Raw genomic sequence first — 23,335 nt, forward strand, 5'->3', positions numbered from 1 at the left:
AGTGGCCGGATGACAGACCCCGAGGCACCCGAACGCGACACGCAGATTCCCCCCAACCTGCGCCTGCTGGTCATTCTGGAGGAGGTGGCCCGGCGCGGAGTGGCGGTGCGGCCGGCCGACCTGATCGAGACGCTCGGCCTAGCCAAGCCAACCGTTCACCGGCTGCTGCAGACGGCCGAGGCCGAGGGGTTTCTGCAGCGCGACCTCGATGGCCGTTCATACGGTCCGGGGCCAAGGCTGCGGCGCCTTGCGGTCAATACCATCTCGGCCGAACATCTGCGCACCGCGCGGCTTGCGATCCTGCGGGGGGTGGCGGACGAAATCGGAGAAACCTGCAACCTGGCCATCCCCGACCGCGAGGGGATGATCTATCTGGATAGGGTCGAGACCAAGTGGCCCCTGCGCATTCAGTTGCCGATCGGGACGCAAGTGCCGTTTCATTGCACTGCCAGCGGCAAGATGTACCTGTCCACCCTGCGGCAGAAGCCGCTGAATGGGGTCCTGTCCGGACGCCCGCTGCAGCCCCGGACCCAGCGGACCATGACCGACCCGAATGCCTTGCGGGCCGAGATGGAGAAAATCCGCAGCCAAGGGTATTCGACCGACGATGAAGAATTCATGACCGGAATGGCGGCAGTGGCCGTACCGGTCCGGGACAGGCGCCAGCGCCTGGTGGCCACCCTGTCGGTTCACGCCCCGACCCAGCGCCACGATCTGTCCGGCCTGCTGGGGTTTCTGGACGTGCTGCGCGACGGGTCCGAGCGGCTGTCGGCCTTGCTGAATGACTGATATCACCCTCTGCGGGCCAAGGCCGGATCGCCCCCCAGGTGCCCGACCCGGACGCGCGTTCAGTTTGCGGCCGCGGTTTTCAGTCCGGGCTTTTCCAAGCCGCGCTCGGTCAATGACTCTTCGAAATCCTTGGCCAGGGCATCGCGGTCATGCGATGCGAAATACCAGCGGATCGTGCGGTCGAGCCCGTCCGAGAAGCTGACCTTGGGCTCCCAATCCAGCAGCTTTTTGGCCAGGCTGTTGTCGGCCACACGGTTGTAGGGGCCGGTGGGTTTGCTCAGGTCTCGCTGGATCTCGGCGTCGAGCTGCGTCCGTTCGAGGATCATTTTGGCCGCCTGCAGAACCGAGGTACGCTCCATCGTGCCGAGATTGACCGCGGTGCCGTCCTCGATCCGTTCAGCCGCGCGGATCGTGCCTTCGACGATGTCCGATACATAGGTCCAGTTGCGAATCTGTTCGCCGGTGCCCCAAACGACAAATGGGTTCTGCTGCAGAAACGCCCGCCCGATCATCGCCACGACCGCATGGTTGGCCGGGCAACGTTCGCCATAGGCCGTGAAATACCGCACCGAGGCGCATTTGAAGCCATGCTCCTCGTGATAGGCTTTCAGCGACAGCTCGGCCATGAGCTTGGCCCAGCCATACAGATCGTCGGCCTCGTAAGGCGGTTTGACCAGATCTTCGGTCAGGTACAGGGTTTCACTCGGATCGGCCTGGATGCTGGTCGGATAGACGCAACCCGACGAGGCAAAGGTAAACTGCTCTACCCCCGCCTTGTGGGCTTCGCGGATCATGATGCTGTCCAGCGCCAGGTTGGTCGAACAGGCGGCCTGGTGGGTGCTGATATATCCCCGCCCGCCATGGGTCGCGGCCAGGTGGAACACGACATTCATGTCAGCGACGGCCTCGGCTGCGGTGGTCGGGTCCAGCAGGTCGGCCTCGCGAAATTCGACGCGGCCGCTGTTCAGGACGTCATCCAGGTTTTCCCGGATGCCGCTGGACAGGTCATCGACCGCCCGAACATATGCGCCGCGCTCGACCAGGCTTTCCACAAGGTGGGATCCGATGAAAGAACACCCGCCGGTGACGAGCACGTTCTTCTTAGACCAATCCATTTTCAAATCCTTTCAAACCAATTCAATCAGTATACTCACCAAGGGTCTCTCTGCCTGCAGGGCCGCGACAGAAAGGCCGAAACGTCCGAGACGCACCTTAAAACTCTGACCGCAAATCATTCACCCGTCAACACGGGCGATTGACAGGTTCGGACCGGTATGCACGCATTTGCTTCAGGTCTCTGGCCCGCCCGGTTTTGACGGCTGCGGGGCAGGGGCCAAGAAAGCGATCGGCGGCAGCGGGAAACCAATGAAACGGCAGTTCACCCAGAACGTGGCATGGAGCACGGTCGCCAGCTGGCTCGAACAAATCGCGGCAGCGCTTATTTTTCTGGTGATTGCCAAGCTCATCGGCGTGGAAAGCTTTGGCGTGGTGTCCATGGCTTTTGCCTTCCTGTTTCTGGGCGAATTTCTGGTGCGCGACACGATCACTGAAGGCATCGTCGCACGCGAAGTCATCGAGCCCGGGCGGCTCGAGGCCACATGGGTTGTTCTGCTGGGGCTGGCCGTCGCGATCGTTCTGATTTTGACGACAATCGCCAACATCGCGGCGTTTGTTTACCAAGAGCCCATCGTCAAACCCTTGTTGATGGCCGCCAGTCCGACGGTCTTGATGATAGCCGCCGCCGGGGTGCCGACAGCCTTGCTCCGGCGCCAGCTGGCCTTCAAGGCGCTGGCCATTCGCACCATCGCCGGCGTGGCGGCCGGCGGAGTGGTGGGCATCACCATGGCGGCCAAGGGTTTTGGTGCCTGGAGCCTTGTTGGCCAAAGGCTGACGGAAATCGGTGTGAACAGTCTACTGGCATTCCTGGCGGCGGGTTGGGTGCCCAAGAAATGGCCGTCGCGATCCGATTTCGCCATGGTGAAGGGGCTGGGGGCGCAAGTTCTGCGGCTGCGGTTTATCACCCTTGTGATTCTTCAGACACCCACGGTGATGCTGGGATACATGGCCGATCCGCGAGCCGTCGGCCTGTTCGCCTTTGCGGCCCGACTGTCCGAGATCGTTTTGACCGTGTTCGTCAAAAGCCTGCAGGGGGTCGGGCAACCGGCAATCGCGGCGCTGCGGCGCAGCCGGCAGTCGACGGCGGATTTCTACCTCGACCTGATCGAGCTGGCCGCACTCAGCGGTTTTGTCGCCTATACCGGGCTGGCTTTGATCGCCTTTCCGCTGGTCGATCTTTTGCTGGGTCCCGAATGGCATGAAGCCAGCCGCATCCTGCCGTTCCTGTGCCTGGCCTATGCAATCATTGCGCTGAGTTCGATCCAGGAGGCTTACCTGCTGGCGCTCGACAGGGTGCAGCCGCTTCTTTGGGCTGCTTGGGCCGAGGCGGTGCTGGGCCTCGTCTTGATCGGACTGGCCAGCCAATTCGGGCCGGTCACGGCCGCGGCAGCGGTGGCGCTGCGCGCGCTTCTGGCGTTTCCGCTGCGGATGCGGGCCGCGCACGCCCCCGAGGCAATCAGACCCATTCAGTTCTGCAAGATGCTGGTCGCGCCGTTGCTGTTGGCTGCGGGGATGGCCGTTGTCGTGGGCGGCTGGCGGCTGGCCATGCTGGGGCGTATCCCCGATGCGATCTATGTCGCCGCGGCCATCGGGATCGGCGTGGTATCGACAGGGGTTATTCTGCTGGGCTTCATGCCGCGTGCGGTGGACCGGTTGCGGGCGTTTCTGCACAGCCCGCCATAAAGGAAAGGGTGCAGTTCGCCGGATTGTGCCCTAAGCTTGTTTGAATTCGTTTTGGTATGGTTTTGGTATGAGTGTGAGGACGTGATGATCGATTGGATCAAGAAAAAGCTGTTTCTGGTGAAATGGGGCCGCGTGGCACGCAAATGGCCAGTCGAACGGCTGATGGCCACGACCGATCTGGACCTCACTGATGATGAAATCGCCGAGATGAAATGGGGCATCCATTCGTGGCGGCAGCTGATTCCCTGGTATCTTGCGCGATTTGATACACTGAAAGACAAGCGTCAGTTCTACTGTTTCGGCGTTGCCCATGGCAGCACAGTAGAAGGGCTGGTCATGGGCCTGCAGAACCGCGGCATGGAGATTCCGTTCATGCACCTGTTCGACTCGTTCGAAGGTCTGCCCCAGGAAGACCCGGGTATCCAGGTTCCGGCGGTGTGGAATGTCGGTGCCTTCTCCGCGCCGCTGCCCGAGCTGAAGAAAAAACTGGCCGCCATGGACATGACCGACGATCGATGCACGATCCACCAGGGGTGGTTTTCCGAAACGCTGCGCCCCGAACTGGTGCAAAGCGGCGTCTTTCAGCCCGCGGCCTATGTCGATATCGATGCCGACCTCTACAACAGCACGATGGATGTTCTGGACTTCATGTTCGAACACCGCCTGATCCGCCCGGGAACGCTGATCGGCTATGACGACTGGGGCGACACCGATCTTTGGACCGCTGGCGAAAGCCGGGCCCACAAGGAGATCGTCGAAAAATACGACGTGAAATGCGCCCAGCTGTTTTCCTGGGGCGAACCGCCGTTGATCCGCAAGCTGTTTCTGGTCGTCGACGTCGGAGCAAGTTGACGGGGCTCCGGGTGCTCTGGCCCAGGGATTCTGACAAACCGGTTGCGCAAAACGGGAGGGGTGCAATGGAAGACAACATGCAAGCTTCGAGCCGGGCCGAGGCCTGGCCATTCGGGGCGATCCGGGTTGTCGTGGCGATGCTGGCCCTGGGCTTGTTTGCCTTTGCTCTTTGGGGTGCGGTGGACCTATCCGTGCTCCGGCGCGTGGAATGCTGGTGGCTCATGGTCGCGGCCGTGGCGCTGTTCGGGGTCGCGTTGACGCTGGGCACGCCCTGGCAGACGGCCGGGTTGACTGCGGCAACCTTCCTTGTGGGGTTTGGCGCTCAGCTTGCAGTCCGAGAGCCGACGTGGTTTCAGAACGTCCGCTTCCGGTCCGACGTCTTTTCCGTGGCAATGATGGGGGCCGTGTTGGCGCAGTCCGCCGTCGCGGCCCTGGTCCTGTTCAAACATCGCGCGCTGGCCGAGGCGCCACGAGTGCTGCGAGATCTGGGCGTTTTTCGAGTGGCGATCTTCCTGGCCATTCTGGTGATCGCTGCAAAGGGCGCGATGGGCTTCGTAGCGACCGAAAACTATCCCCGGCTGGTCAAACATGTCGTCATCGGTTCGGCCTTCATCGGCATCAACCTAGCCAGCTTCCTCGCTATCATGATGTCCCTGCCAGCGCATCGGTTGCGCGACCTGTCCCAGCGAGTCGCGCGAAACCTCAGCCTGCCGGGCAGCGGCGATCAGGTCCGAAGGCTCGACAGGGTTGTGCCGATCTGTGGAGCGGTCTTTCTGTTGCTGATGTCCCTTCTGGTCAGTCTGGCCGCTTTGGAGGGCGTCCCGCACCTGGACGACATTCTGTACCAGTTCCACGCCCGCTATCTTGCGGATGGGCTGCTGACCCTGCCGGTGCCGCCATCGACCCAAGCTTTCGACCACTATCTGATGGATACCTATCAGGACCGCTGGTTCGTCACGACCTTCCCGGGCTGGGCGACAGCCCTGGCGCTGGGGGTCAAGCTGGGGGCGCCTTGGCTGGTCAATCCGGTTTTGGCTGGCATCAGCGTTCTGCTGCTGCACGTCTTTACCCGCAAGATGACCGACCGGGGCACGGCCAACCTGGTGGTTCTGCTCATGGCCGTATCGCCCTGGATCATCTCGATGGCGGCCACTCAGTTGATCCACACCTTTACTTACGCACTGGTTCTGGGGGCCTGGGTCCTTCTGCTGAAGGCCCGGGAAAAGCCGTCTGTGATTTTTCCGTTCATCGCCGGCGCGCTGATGGGGTGGCTGCTGATGACACGGCCGTTGGAAGGGTTGTTCATGGGGGTTCTGACCGGGTTTTGGACGCTGACATTCCTTGCGGACCGGCGGCATTGGCGCACGGTTCTGGCCTATGGGTTGGGCTGTATCGTCGTGGGCGGGCTGATTTTTCCCTACAACGCCTATCTGACCGGCGACCCGCTGACCACGCCGTTGAACGCCTATTACGAAGAATATTGGGGGCCGGGATCCAACGCGCTTGGCTTCGGGCCGGATATCGGCGCGCCGGACTGGGGCAATGTCGATGTCTTTCCCGGGCACAGCCCGCTTGAGGGGCTGATCAACAGCCAGCAAAACCTCTATGAACTGAACTTTTCGCTGTTCGGTTGGGGTGGAGCCTCGCTGGCCTTTGTGCTGTTCTTCGTCTTGTGGGGCCGTTGGAGCAGATTTGCCGGCGGGATGGCGTTGATCGTCGTGACCACGATCTGCCTGTACGCGCTGTTCTGGTTCTATGGCGGCTATTTCGCCGGGCCGCGATACTGGTTCATGACCAGCGTCCCGCTGTTGATCCTGACGGCATTGGGGATCACGACGGCCGCGCGCAGGTTTTCGCAACTGTACCCCGACGGGCTGGCGCAGCAGCGGATCGGAGCGGGCGTCGCGTTTCTCTGCCTGTGCTCGGTTCTGGTGTTCGAAAGCTGGCTGGGCTTCAACCGGTATCCCGAAATCAACGGGTATCACGACGAATACGAAACGCTGGCCCGTCAGGATGCATACCGCAACAGCCTTATGTTTATTTCGACCGATGCAGACCGGGAATACGGCAGCGCCTTCTGGCTGAACGATTTCACCCCGGGCGCAGACAGCCCGTTGTTTGCGATGGACTTGGGGCCGGAAAGCAACCGGACCGTTGCCGCTGCCTATCCAGGACGTGCGATCTATTTCCTGAAAGGGCGATCCAGCGATCAGGATCATGTGGTCTTCACCCGAGGCCCGATCTCCGCCTCTGAACTCGAACAGCCGTGACGAAATCGGACGAACTAGCGGGTCGGATAGGTCTCTACCAGCGTTGACCCTGCGTCGAGCTGGTCGATCAGGCCACCGGGGCGCACGCCGTATTCATTGTAGCCGTCGGTTGCTCCGGTGGCATAGTAGATGAACTCACGGTCGTAGTATCCAGGCGCCGACGGTGATTGATCCTGAATGATGGCGTTGTTCAGAACGACCCAATCGGGTTTCCCTGTATCGCCGTTAATCTGGTTGCCCGCATTCTGCTCAATAACGACAGAAGTAGACGCCCACACGTTGATTCGCGGTATCGTGTTTTTCCCGCTTTTCGGCAACGGCACGCGTATTACCGTGTTCCTGCGAATTGATAGTCCGTCGGCCCCTGCTACTGAAATGCCGTGGGTATGCGCATTGTAAATGACATTGTTTTCGATCATGACGTTCTGGTGGCGCAGCAGGGGATCATTCAGGTTTTTTCCGCTTTTCCCCATAAAAATCGTTTGTGTGTAGTCTCCCGCGCCCATGTCGAATATGTTGTCCCGGATCACTATGTCCGTGCTGCGCCTGCCGGAACTGCGCGTAATCTGGAGCATATCTCGGTGATCCCTCCCCGAACTGGCTCGAAAGTTGTGCACCCTGTTACCTTCGATCCTTAAGCCATCAATGCCGGTAAACATCATCCCGTCGGCCCGTATGTCGTATATCTGGTTGCGAAGCAGCGTCACGTTGACGTCATTCGAACCGGTTACGGCCTTCCACCATTTTCGGAAGACACTGTCTGTGATAGCAACACCAACGCTGTTTCTGATGTGCAGGCCGCGGCCATGCCCTATGCCAAGCTTATAATCTCCGTCAAATACCGATTTTGAAACATCTATATTGCGGCTGTTGTTGATGGTGAATCGGCTGATCGAATCTTTGTCACCCGGCTCGAACGCATAGTCGAAAACCAACCCTGAGAGAGTGACGTTTGCGGCTCCCTCAAGACGCAGTTCCGAAAAACAAGCGGGAGATGACGGATCGGCCGAACGAATTGTGACAGGTTTTGGAAAAACTTTGCCAATTGTCAAAGCGCCAAACCTCCCGCCCGATAGCAAAAATACTTCGCCACCCTCTGCGCTTGCCACAGCGGCGGAAAGCCCTGCCGCGTCCTTCACGGTTTTCCCTGCTCGAGCCTCCGAGCCGAAGGCAGTCATCTTCGCGCCCGTGCACGCCGGCGCGGCCGACAGAAATTCGGGTATCACAAAGAATATAATACAGAGATAGCGTAACCGCCAAAGGGCGATCGTTGACTTTTGTTTAATGGGCATGACTTCGAACTCTTCGCTGATTGCGGCGAGTTTAGTTTCAAGGAACGATCATGTCCAACGCGCCCGTTCGTTCTAAGGACCAGCCGCTGATCCGCAGGTTTTCATGCCTCTGGACGAACCCGGGCTTTCGGGTATCGCCGTAGAGCGAAATTTGGATTCAACCGGCTCAGAGGCATATTGACGTTGGGGCATCCGGCAACTCACCGCCGAGGAGTGCAGATGATTTGCAAATAGCTGCCGGCAATATGGCGATTTTGTGTCCATTGTTGCGCCAGGCGAATCAATTGTGGAAAAGACGCACAACCGCAAAGGGAAGTGGAACAATTCCTGGTAACGAGTATCCAATTTGCTCGGAAATGAAGGCAGGAGGACGATATTGTCCTCAATTCGGCAGTAATTTCCAAACAAGGCCTCAATTCGGCCAACGTGTTGCCGCCATGCGGCAGTTCCATCCGACCTGGGTGAGCGGGATGTCGGGCGCTTTGCAACGAAGCGCTTCTGGAAACATAGGTGTAGGATGTCGATGACAATAACAGTAACCTCCGCTGCGGAGTTGAAGCAGGCACTGTCTCAGGCTTCGGGCGGAGAAACGATCCTTCTTGCCGCCGGTGATTATGGCAGGTTGGATATCAGCACAAAATATGCATCAACCGTCACTATCAAGTCGGCCGACGCAAATAATCCTGCCGAAATTTCGGAGATGCGTTTGAATGGCGCCTCAAATGTCGCCTTTGATGGCGTGGTGTTTGACTATACCTTCAATGGTCAATCGCAGAGTTACAAACCCTTCCAGATCAGCAACAGCACCAACATCGATATCACTGGGTCCGTATTCTCGGGAGACTTGCCGCAAGGCGTGTCCGCGACGGCTGACGGATATGGAACGGGTATGGGGCTGCACATTCGTGGCAGTTCGCAGATTTCAGTTACCAACAGCGAATTTCTGAACTGGTACAAGGCTATGAATGTCGGATCCAGCACCGACATCACGGTATCTGGAAACAACATCCATTCTATTCGCTCAGACGGAATGTATTTCGACGGCGTTCAGCGGGTCGTGATCGAAAATAACTATATCCATGATTTCAACAGATCTCTGAATTCGGGCGACCACGGAGACTTCATTCAGTTTTCAAAGCTTCTCGGACCCAGCGGGGATATCACGATCCAAGGCAATGTGCTTGACATGGGGTCGGGAGACTACGCCCAGTCGATCTTTATGGGCAACGGGAAATCCAGCCCAAGCGACCCCTCAATGTTCTACACGAATGTTTTGATCGACAACAATACGATTTACAACGGTCATACGCACGGGATCACTGTGTCGGGCGCGAAGGACCTGACGATTACCGACAATTCGGTTCTTGCAGTTTCCGGAAGCTTGACCGGCGGCGTATCCGTTCCGAAAATCAACGTTTCGAGCGGGTCTCAGAACGTTACGATCGACCAAAACATCGTTTCGACCGTCGTCGGCTACAGTGGGCAACCGGACTGGAGTGTCAGCAGCAATGCTTTTGTGCAAAATTCCGATCCCAGCGGTGCCGGGTACTACGACAATGTGTTTTCGTACAATGCGATCGCTGCACAGGACGGTTACAATCAGTTCAGTGTCAAAACCGGAAGCATCGCCGACAATTATGACGCCGGCTCTGATATGACGGCGATTCAATCCCCTATCTCCTACGATGCGTGGGTAGGAACCACGGCCGTTACCGCTCCGCCGTCTTCAGGAATTACGGCAGGAGTCATCCAACCAAGCGCTGGCTCAACCTCACCTGATGACGGGACAACAGCACTTGACGATGGGATGCAACAACCGGCTCCCGGAGAAACGCTTCTAGATCCGGGCACAGTTCAGCTCGATGCAGATCAAGCGCCGATAATGGTCTTTGATGACTTTGTGCTGGACATCGCCGGGGCGGCGAATAGTGGCCAAGCGATTTTCAAAGGTGACGCTATCGTCGTAGATACACAAAATGGGCCCGCTATTCATCTTGACGGCTCTGACGACTACGTGAAGCTTGGGCGTTTGAACGAATTTGAGGCGTCGGATCAGTTGGCATTCACAGTAGAGTTTGCACGGGATGTCGCTGACGGAAGCGCACAACGACTCGTCTGGAACCACAAGAAGATAGGCTTAACGCTCACGGACGACGGTCTCATTGCTCACGTCGCCAACAATGACGCCAAGTTTCACAAAGGCTTCAAGGCCACAAACATCGGTTTGAACGACACGGAAACGCACGAAATCATGGTTCTGGTTGACCAGAGTTCGGACCGACTGCAGGTGCTCGTAGATGGGCAGGTCGTCATCGACAGAAGTGATGTTGACTTCGACTTTTCCGGAGGCCGAGAGTACGGCTGGACACTTGGGACACCATGGGGGCGTGATGTGGAAGGAAAGATCAGCAAGTTTGCTATCGACGATGAAGTCCAATTTGTAGATACCACGGTCTACGACGATAGTCTGCTCGGCTGACCGCTGATGTGACCGCAGGAGACGCCCTCGATCCCCGTTAGAGTTTTCTGCATAGATTTCCCTGGCTGAGAGAGGAGCGGAAACGCATGAAAGCATCGAAGTTCACGGGCACCCAGTAGGCGTTCTCGCCAAGCAGGCGGAGGACAGAACGGCTGTCGCGAAAATCTGCAGAAAGGCTAGGATCAGCTCGGCGACGTTCTTCAATTGGAAGAAGACGAATGCCGGGCTGATGCCGTCAGAGATGAAGCGGCTTAGGGAGCTGGAGCAGGAGAATGCGTGGCTGAAGAAGATCGTGGCTGACCTGTTGCTGGACAAGGAGATGTCGCAGGTGACAGGACGTCATCTAGCGAAATGTGTGGTTCGCCCCGCCTGCGCAAGGTTCTTCCTGATGACGTTCAGTATAGCATAAGTGTATCTGGCCTTTCGCGAGTGGGCTGGTTGTCAGGCCAGGCCATGATGAGTTCCGCACGCGTCGTTCCCAATTAGCGTGCTCGGGCACGGAGCCCGCTTTCGGAGCGGGTCTTCCGCGCGTCGATCATCCTTCTCGTCGTCATGTAGAGCCTCGCATTCTGAGCTATCCCTCCGAAAATCGGACACTTACGTGAGCTACGATTTGCTGTCTGCTGATCTTTGATGAGACGGAGATCAGAGATGTCGAAACGGAAGCAACATTTGCCTGAGTTCAAGGCAAAGGTGGCGCTGGAAGCGCTGAAGGGTGAGCAGACGGTGGCGGAGCGCGCGAGCCGGTTCGGGGTTCATCCGACGATGATCCACGCTTGGAGGAACGCCCTGCTATCAGGCGCGTCAGGCGTGTTCAAGCGCGGCTGCTCCAAGAAGCCCGAGATCGACGAAGAGCAGTTGAAAGAACTGCATGCCAAGATCGGGGAGTTGACCGTTGCCAACGATTTTTTTCCAGAAAGCTCAAGCCGTGGACCGGCAAGTGAGGCGGAAAAATAATCGAACCAGCCAATCTGAAGCCGTCCACCGGTAAGCAATGCAGGCTACTTTCGATCTCGCGGTCGTCGTTCTATTACACGCCCAAGGGCAAGATTGCGCTGAACCTCGCGCTCATGCGCCAAATTGATGAACAATTCCTTGAGACACCGTTCTTTGGCGGGCGGCAGCCTTTCGGGACATTGCTGCGCAATACCCGCTGTCCGGTAGCAAATGCATAGCATGTGCGAAAGGCGGCAAAGCCGCGAAGGGCCACCCAATCTACCCTTATCTGCGTGGATTGCGGGTGGAGCGGCCCAGCCAGGTCTGGGCGGCCGACATCACCTACCTGCCCCCTCTCGGCAGATTTGCTTTGCAAATCGCCTGACGGGCCATGGATGCGGCGTGGGTTCCCTGGTGGCGATCATGGACTGGCACACCCGAAAGGTGCTGGCCTGGCGCATCTCGAACACGCTGCAGGCAGACTTCTGCGTCGATGCGCTGAACGAGGCTATCGCCAGGTGCGGCCCACCCGAGATCATGAACACCGACCAGTGATCGTTGTTCACGTCCTTTGCCTGAACTGATCGGTTGCGGCGCTCTGGTATCCGTATCTCACTCTCGGCGATTGCGCGCAATCGCTTGCCGGCAATGGATGGCAAGGGCCGGTTCCTCGACAACATCTTCATTTAGCCGCTCTGGCGGAGCCTGAAATATGAGTGCGTCTATCTGCACGCCTAGGAGGCCGGATCAGAGGCAAAGGCCGGCGTCGGGAGATGCATCGAGTTGCACAACCGCAAGCGCCCCCATTCAGCCCTTGGCGGCCAACCTCTAGCCGTGGTCTATTGGCTGAGAACAACGAAACTAGACCCGGTCAGCAGGAGCGTGCAGTAGCTTAATTTACGCTGGAAACTGTCCAAGGATTGGGGAGCAGCTCAGACACCTTGTTTTTGCGCTTGTTTTCGAACAAAGCTAGCGGTGCAAATTTTGGTGTTCTTGGTACTTCCGCTATGATCTTATCTGATCGTCATAAATTTGTTTTTGTGCACATCCCCAAGTGCGCCGGCACATCGGTGCGAAATGCTATCCTACCGTTTCACGACGCTGATGAACGATTCTTGCAAACCGTTGGTTATCTTCCTGGTCTGGGCACAATCGACTACCGACACTTGCCGCTGCCACTGCTCCGTATGATCGACCCGGATGCGTTTCGAAAGCTTCAGAGCTATGAAAGCTACGCGCTCTTGCGGGACCCGTTTCAACGATTTGGCTCCGCCATGTCTCAGCGCGCTAAAATGTACTTGGGAAAAGAGTTCGCCAGATTTGAGGAAAGGGAATTGTGCGCAGAAATAGACAAGGTCATCACGTATCTCCAATCAGAACCAGAGGTTTTTACGGCGGAGTATATCCACTTCGCTCGTCAGTCGGACTTCGTAGAGTTTGAAGGCAAGCAACTGGTCAGGAACCTGTATCCCGTCGAACATATTGATTGTTTTATGACGGATCTCGCAAATCAGCTTGACACTAACGCCTTGGACATTGGGCACGCCAACCGGACAACCGTTTTTCGGTTCCCAATACTGAAGAGCACAATGTATAGCGGCAGTGCGCTGGCCAAACGGGTACTTCCCGTTCCAGTGTATGAAGGGCTAAGGCGATCGGCGCGACAAATAGTTATGAAACCGAGTAGCACATCCTCTTCCATTTTCGTCACACGGCAGATTCGTGACTTTGTTGAACAATACTATGCCCGTGACATTATTTTACATAACTCGGCCCTTGAAAAGATTAGTACTTAGGGTCAGGACACAAAGCCAGTAAATGACAAGTGCGGCGAGTGCGATAGCTTACAGGAATACTTTCGGGCATCTGTCATATCGGGTCGCGACGCGCCACCAGTCCTTGAGCCGGCCGAACATGATCTCGATCCTGGTGCGTCGTTTGTAGCTGCGCTTGTCGTACTTGATCGGTTTCTTTCGCTGTTTCCGGCCAGGGATGCATGCACGTATCCCTTTGTCTTTCAACGCTTCTTTGAACCAATCCGCGTCATAGCCGCGGTCGCCAAGCAACTAATCCACATTCGGCAGGCAGCTAAGCAGCGCCCGCGCGCCGACGTAGTCTCTGACTTGACCGGTGGTGACGAACAGGTCAATTTGTCGTCCCTGGCTGTCGCAGATGGCATGCAGCTTGGTGTTCATGCCGCCCTTGGTTCGGCCCCTCTCGGCAGATTGCTTTGCAATCGCCTGCCGGACAACGGATCAGGCGTCCACACCCTCCTTTTTGACGCCCATGCCGGTCGCGGTGCGGTGTGCCTTCAGATAGGTGGCATCGATCATCACGGTCTTCGTCTCGCCATGTTCGGCGGCCAGACCGGACATCATCCGGCCGAAGATGCTCTTGTCGCTCCTACGCTTCCAGCGATTGTAGAGTGTCTTGTGCGGACCATAAGCTGCAGGCGCATAGCACCATCTTAACCCATTGCGATTGATGAAAATAATACCGCTCAACACACGCCGAGCATCGATGCGGGGTTTGCCGTGGGGCTTAAAAAAGAAGGGCTTAAGACGCGCCATCTGCGCATCTGTCAGCCAGAAAAGATCAGACATGTTCACCGCTCGTTTTTGAACCATGAAACACGCCGTCACCCAGAACCCAAGGGGTCCTGACCCTAAGAAGACCTGTTTACTAGCCAACGTGCGTACTTGCTTCTATTCTGTCGATCAGGGTGTTTCCGACGTTGCTGCATTCAGTGTGCAGCGTCCGAACCCAGAATGAGATCGGTTGTTGTTTAGTCAAAGCGGTGAGTCTATTGGTTACTTCGACAGAATCAAGGCATTCGATTGGAACTGTCAGCAAAGCTGGGCTGCCCAGATCTAAGCCGTTTTTGATCCCCTTTTTGTTCGTTGGTTTCATCTTACCATTTTACTTCGACGTCCTCGGAATGCAGATCAACGGCTATCGGTTGGTTCTTATTATTTTTTTTGTTCCTGCGGTTGTGCACTGGCTGGACCGATCGACAAGAGTTCAAACCCCCGACATTCTGATTCTGTGTTTTGCCATTTGGAATGGGTTGGCGATAATCGCAAATCATGGGTTTGCGCGATGGGAGTATGTGGGCATCGCTCTAATCGAAACCCTATCGCCCTACTTTATCGCACGTTGGATGATCCGGGATGCCGATGCATTTCGCAGCTTCGCCATTTGGCTCTTTGCGGTGGTTGCAATCATGTTGCCATTCAGTGTTTATCAATCTGTAACCAACACCTCGTTGCTTCTCAATTTTTTTAGCAATTTCGGGCAGGTCTACAAGACTGTCCTAGATCAGCCGCGTCTTGGGTTCTACCGGGCACAGGGCTCGATGCCTCACCCTATTTTGTTCGGGTTGTTTTGCAGCACAGCATTCGCAATGTCTTGGTACGTTTTGGGGTATGGTAAAAGTCTGAGCTACAAGCTTTCCCGGGTCGGAATTGTCGTGTTTGCTACCATTACATCGCTGTCCTCTGGCGCTTGGCTTGCCATTGCCGTGCAAATTGGACTGATGGGATGGAAAACGGTTTTTTCGGCCATTAAGAAGAAATGGAACTTATTGCTGTACCTCTTTGTCGGTTTATACGCGTTTATCGAAGTGTTTTCTAATCGGCCGCCGGCTCAGTTGTTTGCTGCGTACCTGACATTGAAGAAATCGACGGCTTGGAACCGGATTCACATCTTCACCTACGCATCAGACGATATATTGCGCAATCCCGTGTTTGGGATCGGTTTGAAAGATTGGAGCAGGCCGAGATGGATGGTCCCAAGCGTAGACAACTATTGGCTGCTCGTGACAATGCGTCACGGATTTCCTTCTTTGATATTTCTTCTTCTTATAGTCTTTTTTGTGTTCAGGAGCATAGGACGGGCCAAGCTTAATGGGCGGCTGGCAAGTTATCGGTACGGGTATTTGTTTTCTCTTTCCGGTTTTTGTGTAGCAGCGATAACTGTGCATGTGTGGGATGCAACTTTCTGCTTGTTCATGTTTATGCTCGGTGCAGGACTATGGATGGTAGATGCCGAAGATGAAGCTGTAGAGAAGAATGCATCTTCTGCGTCACACGAACGTCGAACAATTCGATATACACGATTTGGTTGAGGAAAAGTGCTGCCAATACTTTGGAAATCTGGTGGCTGACCGGAAGAAAGCCGCCGTTTTAACAGGGAAAACGAAGTGACTATGTCGAAATCCAGAATCGAGACAGATGCCAGCACAGGACGAAGGCCGAAACGGTCACGACAACAAAATCTGCTGGCACAAATTCCGATCTCTGTGCGCAAGAACTATGGTTTGGCGACGAACCAAGAGTTCTGGAAACTGATCCCTTATTTGTTGCGTTGCAGAATCCATGAACGCGATTTTTCAAATGGACAGACTAAGATATTTGTTGCCACTCATCACAAGGCAATGACCACCTATTTTAAGGCGGTGCTCAAACTTTTGTCCTTTGGTCTCGGTGTACGTTTCGAGGATATTTCCAAAGAGATCCCAAAGCCGAATACTAGGGTTTTCCTGTCAATGCACAGTCGCACGCCATTTGCCGAAATTGGTCCCTATCGTGGGATACATGTCATGCGAGATCCGCGAGACATGATTGTGTCCTCGTATCATTACCATCTGTGGACGAACGAGCTTTGGGCTCACATTCCGGATGAAAATGGAAGAACTTACCAGGAGAAGCTCCGCGCTGTCGACAAGACAGAGGGCTTGTTCATGACAATCCGCCACTTCATCTTTTTCAGTCGCGAAACTCTTGAAAACTGGAATCTGGATGACCCGAACATCCTTGAAGTGTCATATGATGAGTTGATGGGCAGCCGGCGCGATGCGCTTTACAGCGAAATCTTTTCTTTTCTGGGTTTGACCGCAGAGGCGCACGAATTGGGGGTCCGCTTGATGCGCTTGTTCGAAGCGGGTAAACGCAGCAAGCTATCAGCGTCAAAGGTCAATGAGCGTGCGCATATCCGCAGCGGGCGCAGCGGCCAATGGAAAGATGAACTGGAACCCGAACACTTGGCTTTCATCGACCAGGAGCTTGGGCACATCTTGGAAAAATTTGGATATGCTCGGGCCTGATAGAGAGTGGCAAATCTTCTGTGTATGACTGATCCGGTTCATGCTTCACCGAAAGGAAGTGATCAGCCCCACCTAAGTGGTCCAGTTTGACTGTTAGTGCATAGTCGGCCTCTGGTCCATCGGGACGACGGTTTCCGGGGCCGGTGGGCGGTAACCCAAGGCGCTGTGCGGTCGTTTCGTGTTGTAGTGCCTCCTCTATTGTTCGATCAGGATCTGTGCCTCGCGCAGGGTATAGAATATTTCGCCATCAAGCAGCTCATCGCGGAACCGGGCGTTGAAGCTTTCGCAATAGCCATTCTCCCTGGATGAGCCGGGTTCTATGTAGGCGATCCTGGCGCCGACCGCGGAAATCCAGTCCCGGACAGCCTGTGCCACGAACTCCGGGCCATTATCCGACCGGATGCAGGCCGGCACACCGCGTAGGATGAATAGATCGCTTAGGGCGTCGATGACATCTATGGAGTTCAGCTTGCGCTTCACCTTGATCGCGAGGCATTCCCGGCTGTACGCGTCGATGATGTTCAACGTCCTGAATGCCTTTCCGTCGTCCGTCCAGCAGTGCACGAAGTCAAAGGACCAGACATGGTTGCGGTACTCCGGCCGCAGCCGTACGCAGGATCCGTCATTCAGCCAGAGCCGCCCTTTCCTCGGCTGCCTCGATGGCACTTGTAGTCCCTCCCGTCGCCACAGCCGTTCCACGCGCTTGTCGTTGACCTGCCAGCCTGCATCTCTCAGCAAGGCTGCGATCCGACGGTATCCATAGCGACCATATTGGCGCGCAAGCTCAATCATGTCCGCTATCAGGCGCTCTTCGTCAGCCCGGCCCCTCGGCAGCTTGCGCTGTGTCGAGCGGTGCTGGCGCAGCACCCGGCAAGCACGACGCTCCGAGACGCCCAGCTCGTTGCGGACAAGTTCGATACAAGCTCGACGACGGGCGGGGCTCAGAAGTTTCCCTTTGCCGCCTCCGCCAGGATCAGCTTGTCCAGCGTCAGGTCCGACACGGCCTTCCTTAGCCGCTCATTCTCCTTCTGAAGCCGTTTGAGCTCTCTGAGCTGGTCGGTTCCCAGCCCGCCATACTGCTTGCGCCAGCGATAGTAAGTCTGTTCGGTAATGCGAACCTCACGGATCGCATCCACCCGCGTCATTCCTTGCCCGACAAGCACCTCAACCTGCCGCAGCTTCGTGACAATCTCTTCCGGCTTGTGTCGTTTCATTCCCATTCTGATCCTCCGTTTCCTCAACATAACGGCGGACCACTTCAGTGGGGGAGGGTCAGCTTGAGTATCTGAAATCGCATGGACCGGGACGGATACACAAAGTTCATGATACTCCCGGCTGATATGCTCAGGCAATTCAGTCCCACGTGGCGCTTAGCCTAGGGGTAGTAGCTTTTTTTTTGTCATTGCCACCGCGCGACGTATTTTCTTTCGAACTGGCAGAAGCCCGTTCATTATGGCATCAAGCTCTGCCATCCCCATATCTCCGCGTAGGGACGTACGTGGCCGCACGAACGAAGAGTCGTTCATATACCCACCATCACTGGAAAACGCCACTTGGTATCCACACTGGCGAAGCACACGGAGTACGCGCGCATTGTATGAGCCGAAAGGTATACCGGCGCGCATCACAGGGAGCCCACAGACATCCTCCAATACGGCTTGCGACTCCAACAGTTCTCGACTGAGGGTCCTCGTATCTAGGGTATCCCACGCGACATGGTTGATCCCGTGGCTGCCTATTCCCATACCTTTTGCGACCAGAGCGGAAATGTGACATCGCGCCAAAGATCCAGGCTGACCAACCCTTCCTGTGAGGACGAAGAACGTGGCTGATAAACCCCGCTGCTCCAGAGCAGGAAGGGCAACTTCAAAATCAGAAATATTCCCATCATCGAAAGTCAGAAAATAACGTGCAGGCTCAGGCGCGCCCGCAACGCGATCTAGAACATCCAAGAATTGCTTCTCAGAAAGCCAAAAAGGGGCTTCTCCCGGGTCAAGCACGCGCTTTGGATCTCCGATCCCATGAAAGTTGAGTCCTATCCGCCGGGCCATTTCACAACCTGACCTTTCTGTGTACGGATTCGGCCAGCTTGATCAGCGCAGGCGTCATTCCCGATGGCCGCGACTCGAACGGGCCTGCTGCCGTTACATCTGTCCCGCCTGTCCGCACTTTAAACCGCGTGACACTGGGGTTCCCTTCTGGATCGATGCCGCCCAGATCGAACCACCTGGCGCCACGGCGACGGCAATGAAGCATAGCTTGCCACATGAGGTAGTGCCCAGCGTTCAATCGCCGTCCGGCCTCAGAAGTCGCCCCGAACAGGTATGTTGCAGTGGTACCGGCATACCCAATGGTCATCGCACCAATGTCTTCACCGCCCTTGCGAGCGACCAGAACGTCATGTTCGAAATCAGATCCTGACAGGTGATAATAAAACTCAGGCGGTATGTCAGGCTGGAAGCCTTTTGAGGAACGGACCTGATGATACAGCCTAGAGAACCGATCCGACAATTCGGTAATCGGCCCTTTTTGAATATCTAGATCGGCCTTCAGGGCATTTCGCAAAGAGTTTCGCCACTTCCCGTGCAGGGCCTTCATTAGGTTAGCCTCTGATTGGTTCAGGTCGATCAAAACCGTCCTATATGTGCTGGACCTTTCTGACGGCACAAATCCCGCCTCGGTTATCACATCGAGATGCGGAGTTGCACTGACAGGCATGCGAAAGCGCAGGACATGCCCAGCACCGTGTGTGTATTTTCGCAAACCGGACAACACTGAGCCCAAAGTCTCGGGAACCGTGCGCTGGCCATGTCCCGTGCATGTCAGCGGTCCGGAGGCTATCCATGCAACTCCCCGCCCTAGAATCGGGACTTTCTTGACTCTAAGACACGCAGCAGCAACCGGCATGCCGTTGCGATCGAACATCCCCAAAAACTCGGCGGAGGCGCCGATACGGTCCGCGGCAGCCAATGCGTAAGTTAGTGTTTGCTCATAAGTCAGGTCATCAAAGCGGCGGCTGATCTCGGGCCACTGATCTGGCGACAGTTTTCGCAATTCTATTTGCTGGTTCGCCAACGTACTCCAGCTCCACACTTACTATTTTCCAAAATCTTGTCAATTAGCTCTTCTTCTTGGTCTGGTAACCGCTTGGAGGGATTGATCGTGAACTGCATGGGGATCAAGTCCTGGGCAAACCAGCTGGCGGGAACTGCGTGTTGGCCAAAAAATGCGCGGATGTCCTCCAAGGCACCTCTGGGGTCTTCACACACTGTCTCGTAGTTTATCCTGATCAACCTGTTCGCCCCGATATGTGAACAATCGAGATCAATATCGTGCGCTACGCCCACAACTTGCCGGCAAGCTCGCTCGATGTCAGTGGCGCCTCCAGCCATTGACGGGCGAACAGACCACCATTGCTCGCGGTCTGGTTCTGGGCCTTTTTGGCGTCGTTGCGCCCTGAGAATGGACCTGACTGTGTCCTTGGGGTCGCGCCGAACTTCGATGAATAGGCAGCCGGGAAACAGCGCGTCTAACAACCTGATCCGATTTGAATGCATCACATTCTTGTTAATAAAAGGCGCATGAAACAAGTTTGACATCCCCGACAGAGTTGCCTTGATTTCTTGCACGGGCAAACTGGATAACGCGCTTTCGTCAGTCCACGCTCTGTCCTCAAACCAACGCCGCCAAATCCAGCCACCTTCGTTTGGTGCCGCCCATCCGGCGATATGACCGTAGTCGCTTTGAAAGGCAGGCTTGCGAGGCCGTAAAAACAATTGGCCTAGTTTAGTAACCACCAGAGGGGTCATGTAGAAACGATGTGACAAGTTCGTGAAATAAGCGAGTTTGAACGCTGTGACCACCACCTCATAAATCAAGGATGTTCCAGAGCGTGGCGCGCCCACAATGAAGATATGTGGCCAGTTAGCTTTCGGCTGACTTTCAAGCATTCGCGCCTCAGCCGGGGCAAGAACTGTATGGACTGCCCCCCGCAGCGCGGATTTGAACCTGGCTTCCATTATGCTGTCCCTGCACGATACTTCGGCGGCATTTGCCCTTTGGATTGCTTGAACAGGGCTCCAGCCAGAAAAACAAGCCTCGCCCGCCAAGCACTAGCTGCTGGCTGCTCGGGTCGAAAAACACTTATTGGCAAAAACCACGCGGCCCTTAGCAGGTCACCAACAAGCATCATCAAAGTCCCAAACCAAGCAACTAAAGGCCCGCGGGTAAAGCGCAGAAAAAGGATGTGGCCTTTCGCGATCTCAACGGATTTCCAAGGAGACGTCTGCCCTGTCGAGACAGCGCCAATATGCATCAAGCGAATATCCGGATTGTAGCGCACCGCTAGGCCCGCCTGTCGAACCCGCCAACACCATTCCGATTCTTCGCTGTACATGAAGAACCGTTCATCCATCGTGCCGATCTTGTCTACAACCGTGCGCGAAATCATCATGAAACACCCTGCCACGACATCAACATCTTGCATCGTGTCTCGAGGCAAGGATGCGTAACGTTGATCGCCGAAGTAGCGGCTATTGCGAAGTATCGTGTTAGGTACAAACATGCTCCAGAAGAGGCTGCGCAGTGATATTTCTCGGAAAAGGGTTGATTGCTGGCTCCCATCCTCCAAAGAGACATGCCCACCAAGAATTCCAACTTCGGGATGGTCCCGAAGATAGGCAACGGCGTGTTCCAAAGTGCCGTTGAAAACCTGTGCATCGGGATTGAGAATTAAAAATATGCGACCACGCGCCATACGCATGCCGATATTGTTACCCCAAGCATAGCCGCCGTTGTGGCCGGCTTCCACGACCGTAATCTCCGGGAAATCGGTACGAAGCTTATGGACACTACCATCGCGTGAATCGTTATCGACCACGATTATTTCCAGCTTCAAGGTGCCGGAGTGTTCCAGAACAGACTGGATCGCTTGTGCGGTTACCTCGCAAGTCTTGTAGTTTACAATTATTACACTAAGATCGACTTCCTCTCCACGCGACACGCAAGTCAGTTCGTTTTTGCCATTCAAGACCGAACAGTCGCCCATACGTCAAAAGACCTTTTGATTTTCCAAATTCATGATCAACCTCTAAAATCAGGATTCGATAGATCCACGCGCTCGGGTCTTTGAGCCTTTGGGGTGCCCGAAAGCATTTTTAACCAAGCCCAAAAACAGACTCTCAACTCCTACGGGGCGCTTCACCATATTCCATAGCAAATAATGTGTTCCTACATAGACTGTCGCACCAACCAGCACCTTCGTGGCAAAACGATAGCGCAACAATGGTAGGTCATCGGAGGTGTCAAAGGCCCATCCAATGTGGTCGGGGTTGCCCATCGCGCCGCCTACTAAGAGAACTGCTGCGATCATGGTCAACGTTGACACAAACGACCTCCAACCAACCGTCAGTGGGCCGAAAAAACTCTGCGTTCCAAACCTCTTGGCAACCGCCAGCGTAGTCAGGATAGCTGCCGCGCTCGAGGTTGCAGCTGCAACCAAAGCGCCAGAGAACCCAAACTGCACGCCAACAGACATCGACAAGCAAACAAATGCCAACAGAAATACATTTCTGACAAACAATACCTTTGTCGACCCTTCGACATAGGCAGCCGAGCGGACGTTTTCTTGGAGCGTTTCAAGTGCCTTTAGTGGGGCCAAAATCCAAATGACCTGTACGGCTGCCAACCAATTCCATCCGATCACGACGATAACGATATGATTAGCGACCAGAGCCATACCAATGGAAATCGGCAAGACGATCGCAAGAAGAAATTCGTTCAGGCGGGTGAATGCTTCATCTTTTCGGTCGGTGTTCCTGGAAATTTCCGCAAGTCCAGGGTAAAAAACGCGTTGAAGCGGGGCAAAAAGCTGAGTTGTAACAAGTGTGCTGAGCCTGTTGCCAAGTCGAAATATACCAGCATCCGAGTATCCCAGAGTTGCGCCGATAATTAACTGGGGCATGTTTTTTGAAAAGAACTGAGCGATTTGAGCTCCAGTCGACCAAATAGAAAAAGACAAGCAATCATGCCAGCGCGCCAGCGAAGGACGGATCGTCATTGGTGCCAAGCCGAATGTCCAAATGCTGCGCGTCAACATGGCACCGAAACTAGCAGCAATAATAGCCCAATAGTCCCGCCAGAACCAAGCTAAGCTAACCGCTATGACGGAATAAACCACTCGGCTAACTGTCTCTTCTCCTGCTGCATAGATGAAGCTCAGATCGCGCTCGAAAAGAACAAAGCGGGGGCTCTTGAAGGCTATTACGAAAGACAGCACGCAAAGAACAAAGGCAAGTTCAGACAATTCAGGAAGACCAAGCAGAACAAGAAATTGACGAGTTGAGAAAAAGAATGCTGCGGCCGCGGCACCAACAATAATCTGAAAGGTCAAGACAGTTCTCAGATGTTCCGGGGTCACTTCTTCGACTCGGATGAGAACGATGGCGATCTGCCGTTGAATCATCTCAAGAAAGGCTGTTGCGACCAAGAAGTAGGCGGCAATGCCGAAGTCTGTGGGTGTCAATAGACGAGCCGTCACTATCAAAGTGATCATGCCCAACACTTGTCTAAACAGGCTGGAGGCTAGCAATGTGGTCGCACCCACTGCAAGCGCTGACGTTCGGGATGTTGAGCGCCTGTGCCGATTAGAATTCGTAGGTTGTTTCAAATTTCTATACTTTCCAAACTCGCTACAAACAGTGGTTTACAGCAACTATGTTTCCAAATCCATGCTGCAGTGAGACATGTTAATGCGTTCGAGCTAGGGCTACGCCGCACAGGCCTGACCGCCCAATCTCGGTGTCTCGGTCTGTTT

At 55.4% G+C, this 23,335-nt stretch carries 15 protein-coding genes and 4 pseudogenes; 10 read left to right on the forward strand and 9 right to left on the reverse strand.

Annotated features, from left to right (window positions below; translation table 11 throughout):
* The first annotated feature begins 9 nt into the window (after positions 1-9).
* Positions 10-789 carry an IclR family transcriptional regulator gene (locus AC2FNS_RS11930; RefSeq protein ID WP_496711909.1) on the forward strand — a complete coding sequence of 260 codons (780 nt, stop codon included), beginning with the start codon at positions 10-12 and terminating at the stop codon, positions 787-789.
* Between the two features lie 59 nt (positions 790-848).
* On the opposite strand, the gene AC2FNS_RS11935 is transcribed toward AC2FNS_RS11930, so the two are convergent.
* Positions 849-1,904: an NAD-dependent epimerase/dehydratase family protein gene (locus tag AC2FNS_RS11935; RefSeq protein ID WP_496711910.1), complete on the reverse strand. Its 1,056-nt coding sequence runs from the start codon at positions 1,902-1,904 to the stop codon at positions 849-851.
* Positions 1,905-2,154: 250 nt separating this feature from the next.
* Here AC2FNS_RS11935 and AC2FNS_RS11940 point away from each other — a divergent pair, with 250 nt between their 5' ends.
* From AC2FNS_RS11940 to AC2FNS_RS11950, 3 genes are all read left to right on the forward strand, one after another.
* Positions 2,155-3,588, forward strand: a complete 1,434-nt coding sequence (locus AC2FNS_RS11940; RefSeq protein WP_496711911.1) for an oligosaccharide flippase family protein — start codon at positions 2,155-2,157, stop codon at positions 3,586-3,588.
* Positions 3,589-3,672: 84 nt separating this feature from the next.
* Complete coding sequence (locus AC2FNS_RS11945; RefSeq protein ID WP_496711912.1) at positions 3,673-4,440, forward strand: TylF/MycF/NovP-related O-methyltransferase; 768 nt, start codon at positions 3,673-3,675, stop codon at positions 4,438-4,440.
* Between the two features lie 65 nt (positions 4,441-4,505).
* The gene (locus AC2FNS_RS11950; RefSeq protein WP_496803864.1) at positions 4,506-6,710 is read left to right on the forward strand and encodes an ArnT family glycosyltransferase; all 2,205 of its coding nucleotides are present in this window, start codon (positions 4,506-4,508) and stop codon (positions 6,708-6,710) included.
* Positions 6,711-6,724: 14 nt separating this feature from the next.
* On the opposite strand, the gene AC2FNS_RS11955 is transcribed toward AC2FNS_RS11950, so the two are convergent.
* Positions 6,725-8,002 carry a right-handed parallel beta-helix repeat-containing protein gene (locus AC2FNS_RS11955; RefSeq protein ID WP_496803865.1) on the reverse strand — a complete coding sequence of 426 codons (1,278 nt, stop codon included), beginning with the start codon at positions 8,000-8,002 and terminating at the stop codon, positions 6,725-6,727.
* A gap of 517 nt (positions 8,003-8,519) precedes the next feature.
* Between AC2FNS_RS11955 and AC2FNS_RS11960 the strand changes: the two genes are divergently transcribed.
* From AC2FNS_RS11960 to AC2FNS_RS11975, 4 genes and pseudogenes are all read left to right on the forward strand, one after another.
* A complete protein-coding gene (locus AC2FNS_RS11960) occupies positions 8,520-10,481 on the forward strand; it encodes a right-handed parallel beta-helix repeat-containing protein (RefSeq protein ID WP_496797533.1) in 1,962 nt (653 codons plus the stop codon).
* Positions 10,482-10,567: 86 nt separating this feature from the next.
* A pseudogene (locus AC2FNS_RS11965) lies at positions 10,568-10,860 on the forward strand (transposase); the annotation flags it as partial.
* Positions 10,861-11,132: 272 nt separating this feature from the next.
* Positions 11,133-12,308 (forward strand): annotated as a pseudogene (locus tag AC2FNS_RS11970) (IS3 family transposase).
* A 29-nt stretch (positions 12,309-12,337) separates the two neighbouring features.
* Positions 12,338-13,213, forward strand: a complete 876-nt coding sequence (locus tag AC2FNS_RS11975; RefSeq protein ID WP_496803866.1) for a sulfotransferase family 2 domain-containing protein — start codon at positions 12,338-12,340, stop codon at positions 13,211-13,213.
* A 48-nt stretch (positions 13,214-13,261) separates the two neighbouring features.
* On the opposite strand, the pseudogene AC2FNS_RS11980 reads toward AC2FNS_RS11975, so the two are convergent.
* Positions 13,262-14,020, reverse strand: a pseudogene (locus AC2FNS_RS11980) (IS5 family transposase).
* A gap of 335 nt (positions 14,021-14,355) precedes the next feature.
* Here AC2FNS_RS11980 and AC2FNS_RS11985 point away from each other — a divergent pair.
* Together AC2FNS_RS11985 and AC2FNS_RS11990 are read left to right on the forward strand one after the other, a co-directional pair.
* Positions 14,356-15,543 (forward strand): O-antigen ligase family protein, encoded by a 1,188-nt coding sequence (locus AC2FNS_RS11985; RefSeq protein ID WP_496796798.1) that lies wholly within the window; start codon positions 14,356-14,358, stop codon positions 15,541-15,543.
* 81 nt (positions 15,544-15,624) lie between these two features.
* Positions 15,625-16,521, forward strand: a complete 897-nt coding sequence (locus tag AC2FNS_RS11990) for a sulfotransferase domain-containing protein (protein ID WP_496796799.1) — start codon at positions 15,625-15,627, stop codon at positions 16,519-16,521.
* 93 nt (positions 16,522-16,614) lie between these two features.
* Here the strand turns inward: AC2FNS_RS11990 and AC2FNS_RS11995 are convergent.
* From AC2FNS_RS11995 to AC2FNS_RS12020, 6 genes and pseudogenes are all read right to left on the reverse strand, one after another.
* Positions 16,615-17,741: pseudogene (locus AC2FNS_RS11995) on the reverse strand (IS3 family transposase).
* A gap of 150 nt (positions 17,742-17,891) precedes the next feature.
* The gene (locus tag AC2FNS_RS12000) at positions 17,892-18,572 is read right to left on the reverse strand and encodes a polysaccharide deacetylase family protein (protein ID WP_496797531.1); all 681 of its coding nucleotides are present in this window, start codon (positions 18,570-18,572) and stop codon (positions 17,892-17,894) included.
* A 1-nt stretch (position 18,573) separates the two neighbouring features.
* The gene (locus AC2FNS_RS12005; protein ID WP_496797530.1) at positions 18,574-19,596 is read right to left on the reverse strand and encodes a lipid II:glycine glycyltransferase FemX; all 1,023 of its coding nucleotides are present in this window, start codon (positions 19,594-19,596) and stop codon (positions 18,574-18,576) included.
* A complete protein-coding gene (locus AC2FNS_RS12010) occupies positions 19,578-20,540 on the reverse strand; it encodes a sulfotransferase family protein (RefSeq protein ID WP_496797529.1) in 963 nt (320 codons plus the stop codon). The genes AC2FNS_RS12005 and AC2FNS_RS12010 overlap by 19 nt, the downstream gene beginning before the upstream one ends.
* Positions 20,540-21,568: a glycosyltransferase family 2 protein gene (locus AC2FNS_RS12015; protein WP_496803867.1), complete on the reverse strand. Its 1,029-nt coding sequence runs from the start codon at positions 21,566-21,568 to the stop codon at positions 20,540-20,542. Before AC2FNS_RS12015 ends, AC2FNS_RS12010 begins: the two co-directional genes overlap by 1 nt.
* A gap of 48 nt (positions 21,569-21,616) precedes the next feature.
* Positions 21,617-23,125 carry an oligosaccharide flippase family protein gene (locus AC2FNS_RS12020; RefSeq protein WP_496797527.1) on the reverse strand — a complete coding sequence of 503 codons (1,509 nt, stop codon included), beginning with the start codon at positions 23,123-23,125 and terminating at the stop codon, positions 21,617-21,619.
* Between the last annotated feature and the right edge of the window lie 210 nt (positions 23,126-23,335).

It is taken from the genome of Ruegeria sp. BHSA191, from assembly GCF_059613325.1.

Bases quoted from the DNA above. Each gene is read 5' to 3' on its own strand.
- AC2FNS_RS11930 (WP_496711909.1), top strand. From the start codon at position 10: ATGACAGACCCCGAGGCACCCGAACGCGACACGCAGATTCCCCCCAAC.
- AC2FNS_RS11935 (WP_496711910.1), bottom strand. From the start codon at position 1,904: ATGGATTGGTCTAAGAAGAACGTGCTCGTCACCGGCGGGTGTTCTTTC.
- AC2FNS_RS11940 (WP_496711911.1), top strand. From the start codon at position 2,155: ATGAAACGGCAGTTCACCCAGAACGTGGCATGGAGCACGGTCGCCAGC.
- AC2FNS_RS11945 (WP_496711912.1), top strand. From the start codon at position 3,673: ATGATCGATTGGATCAAGAAAAAGCTGTTTCTGGTGAAATGGGGCCGC.
- AC2FNS_RS11950 (WP_496803864.1), top strand. From the start codon at position 4,506: ATGGAAGACAACATGCAAGCTTCGAGCCGGGCCGAGGCCTGGCCATTC.
- AC2FNS_RS11955 (WP_496803865.1), bottom strand. From the start codon at position 8,002: ATGCCCATTAAACAAAAGTCAACGATCGCCCTTTGGCGGTTACGCTAT.
- AC2FNS_RS11960 (WP_496797533.1), top strand. From the start codon at position 8,520: ATGTCGATGACAATAACAGTAACCTCCGCTGCGGAGTTGAAGCAGGCA.
- AC2FNS_RS11985 (WP_496796798.1), top strand. From the start codon at position 14,356: ATGCAGATCAACGGCTATCGGTTGGTTCTTATTATTTTTTTTGTTCCT.
- AC2FNS_RS11990 (WP_496796799.1), top strand. From the start codon at position 15,625: ATGTCGAAATCCAGAATCGAGACAGATGCCAGCACAGGACGAAGGCCG.
- AC2FNS_RS12000 (WP_496797531.1), bottom strand. From the start codon at position 18,572: ATGGCCCGGCGGATAGGACTCAACTTTCATGGGATCGGAGATCCAAAG.
- AC2FNS_RS12010 (WP_496797529.1), bottom strand. From the start codon at position 20,540: ATGGAAGCCAGGTTCAAATCCGCGCTGCGGGGGGCAGTCCATACAGTT.
- AC2FNS_RS12015 (WP_496803867.1), bottom strand. From the start codon at position 21,568: ATGGGCGACTGTTCGGTCTTGAATGGCAAAAACGAACTGACTTGCGTG.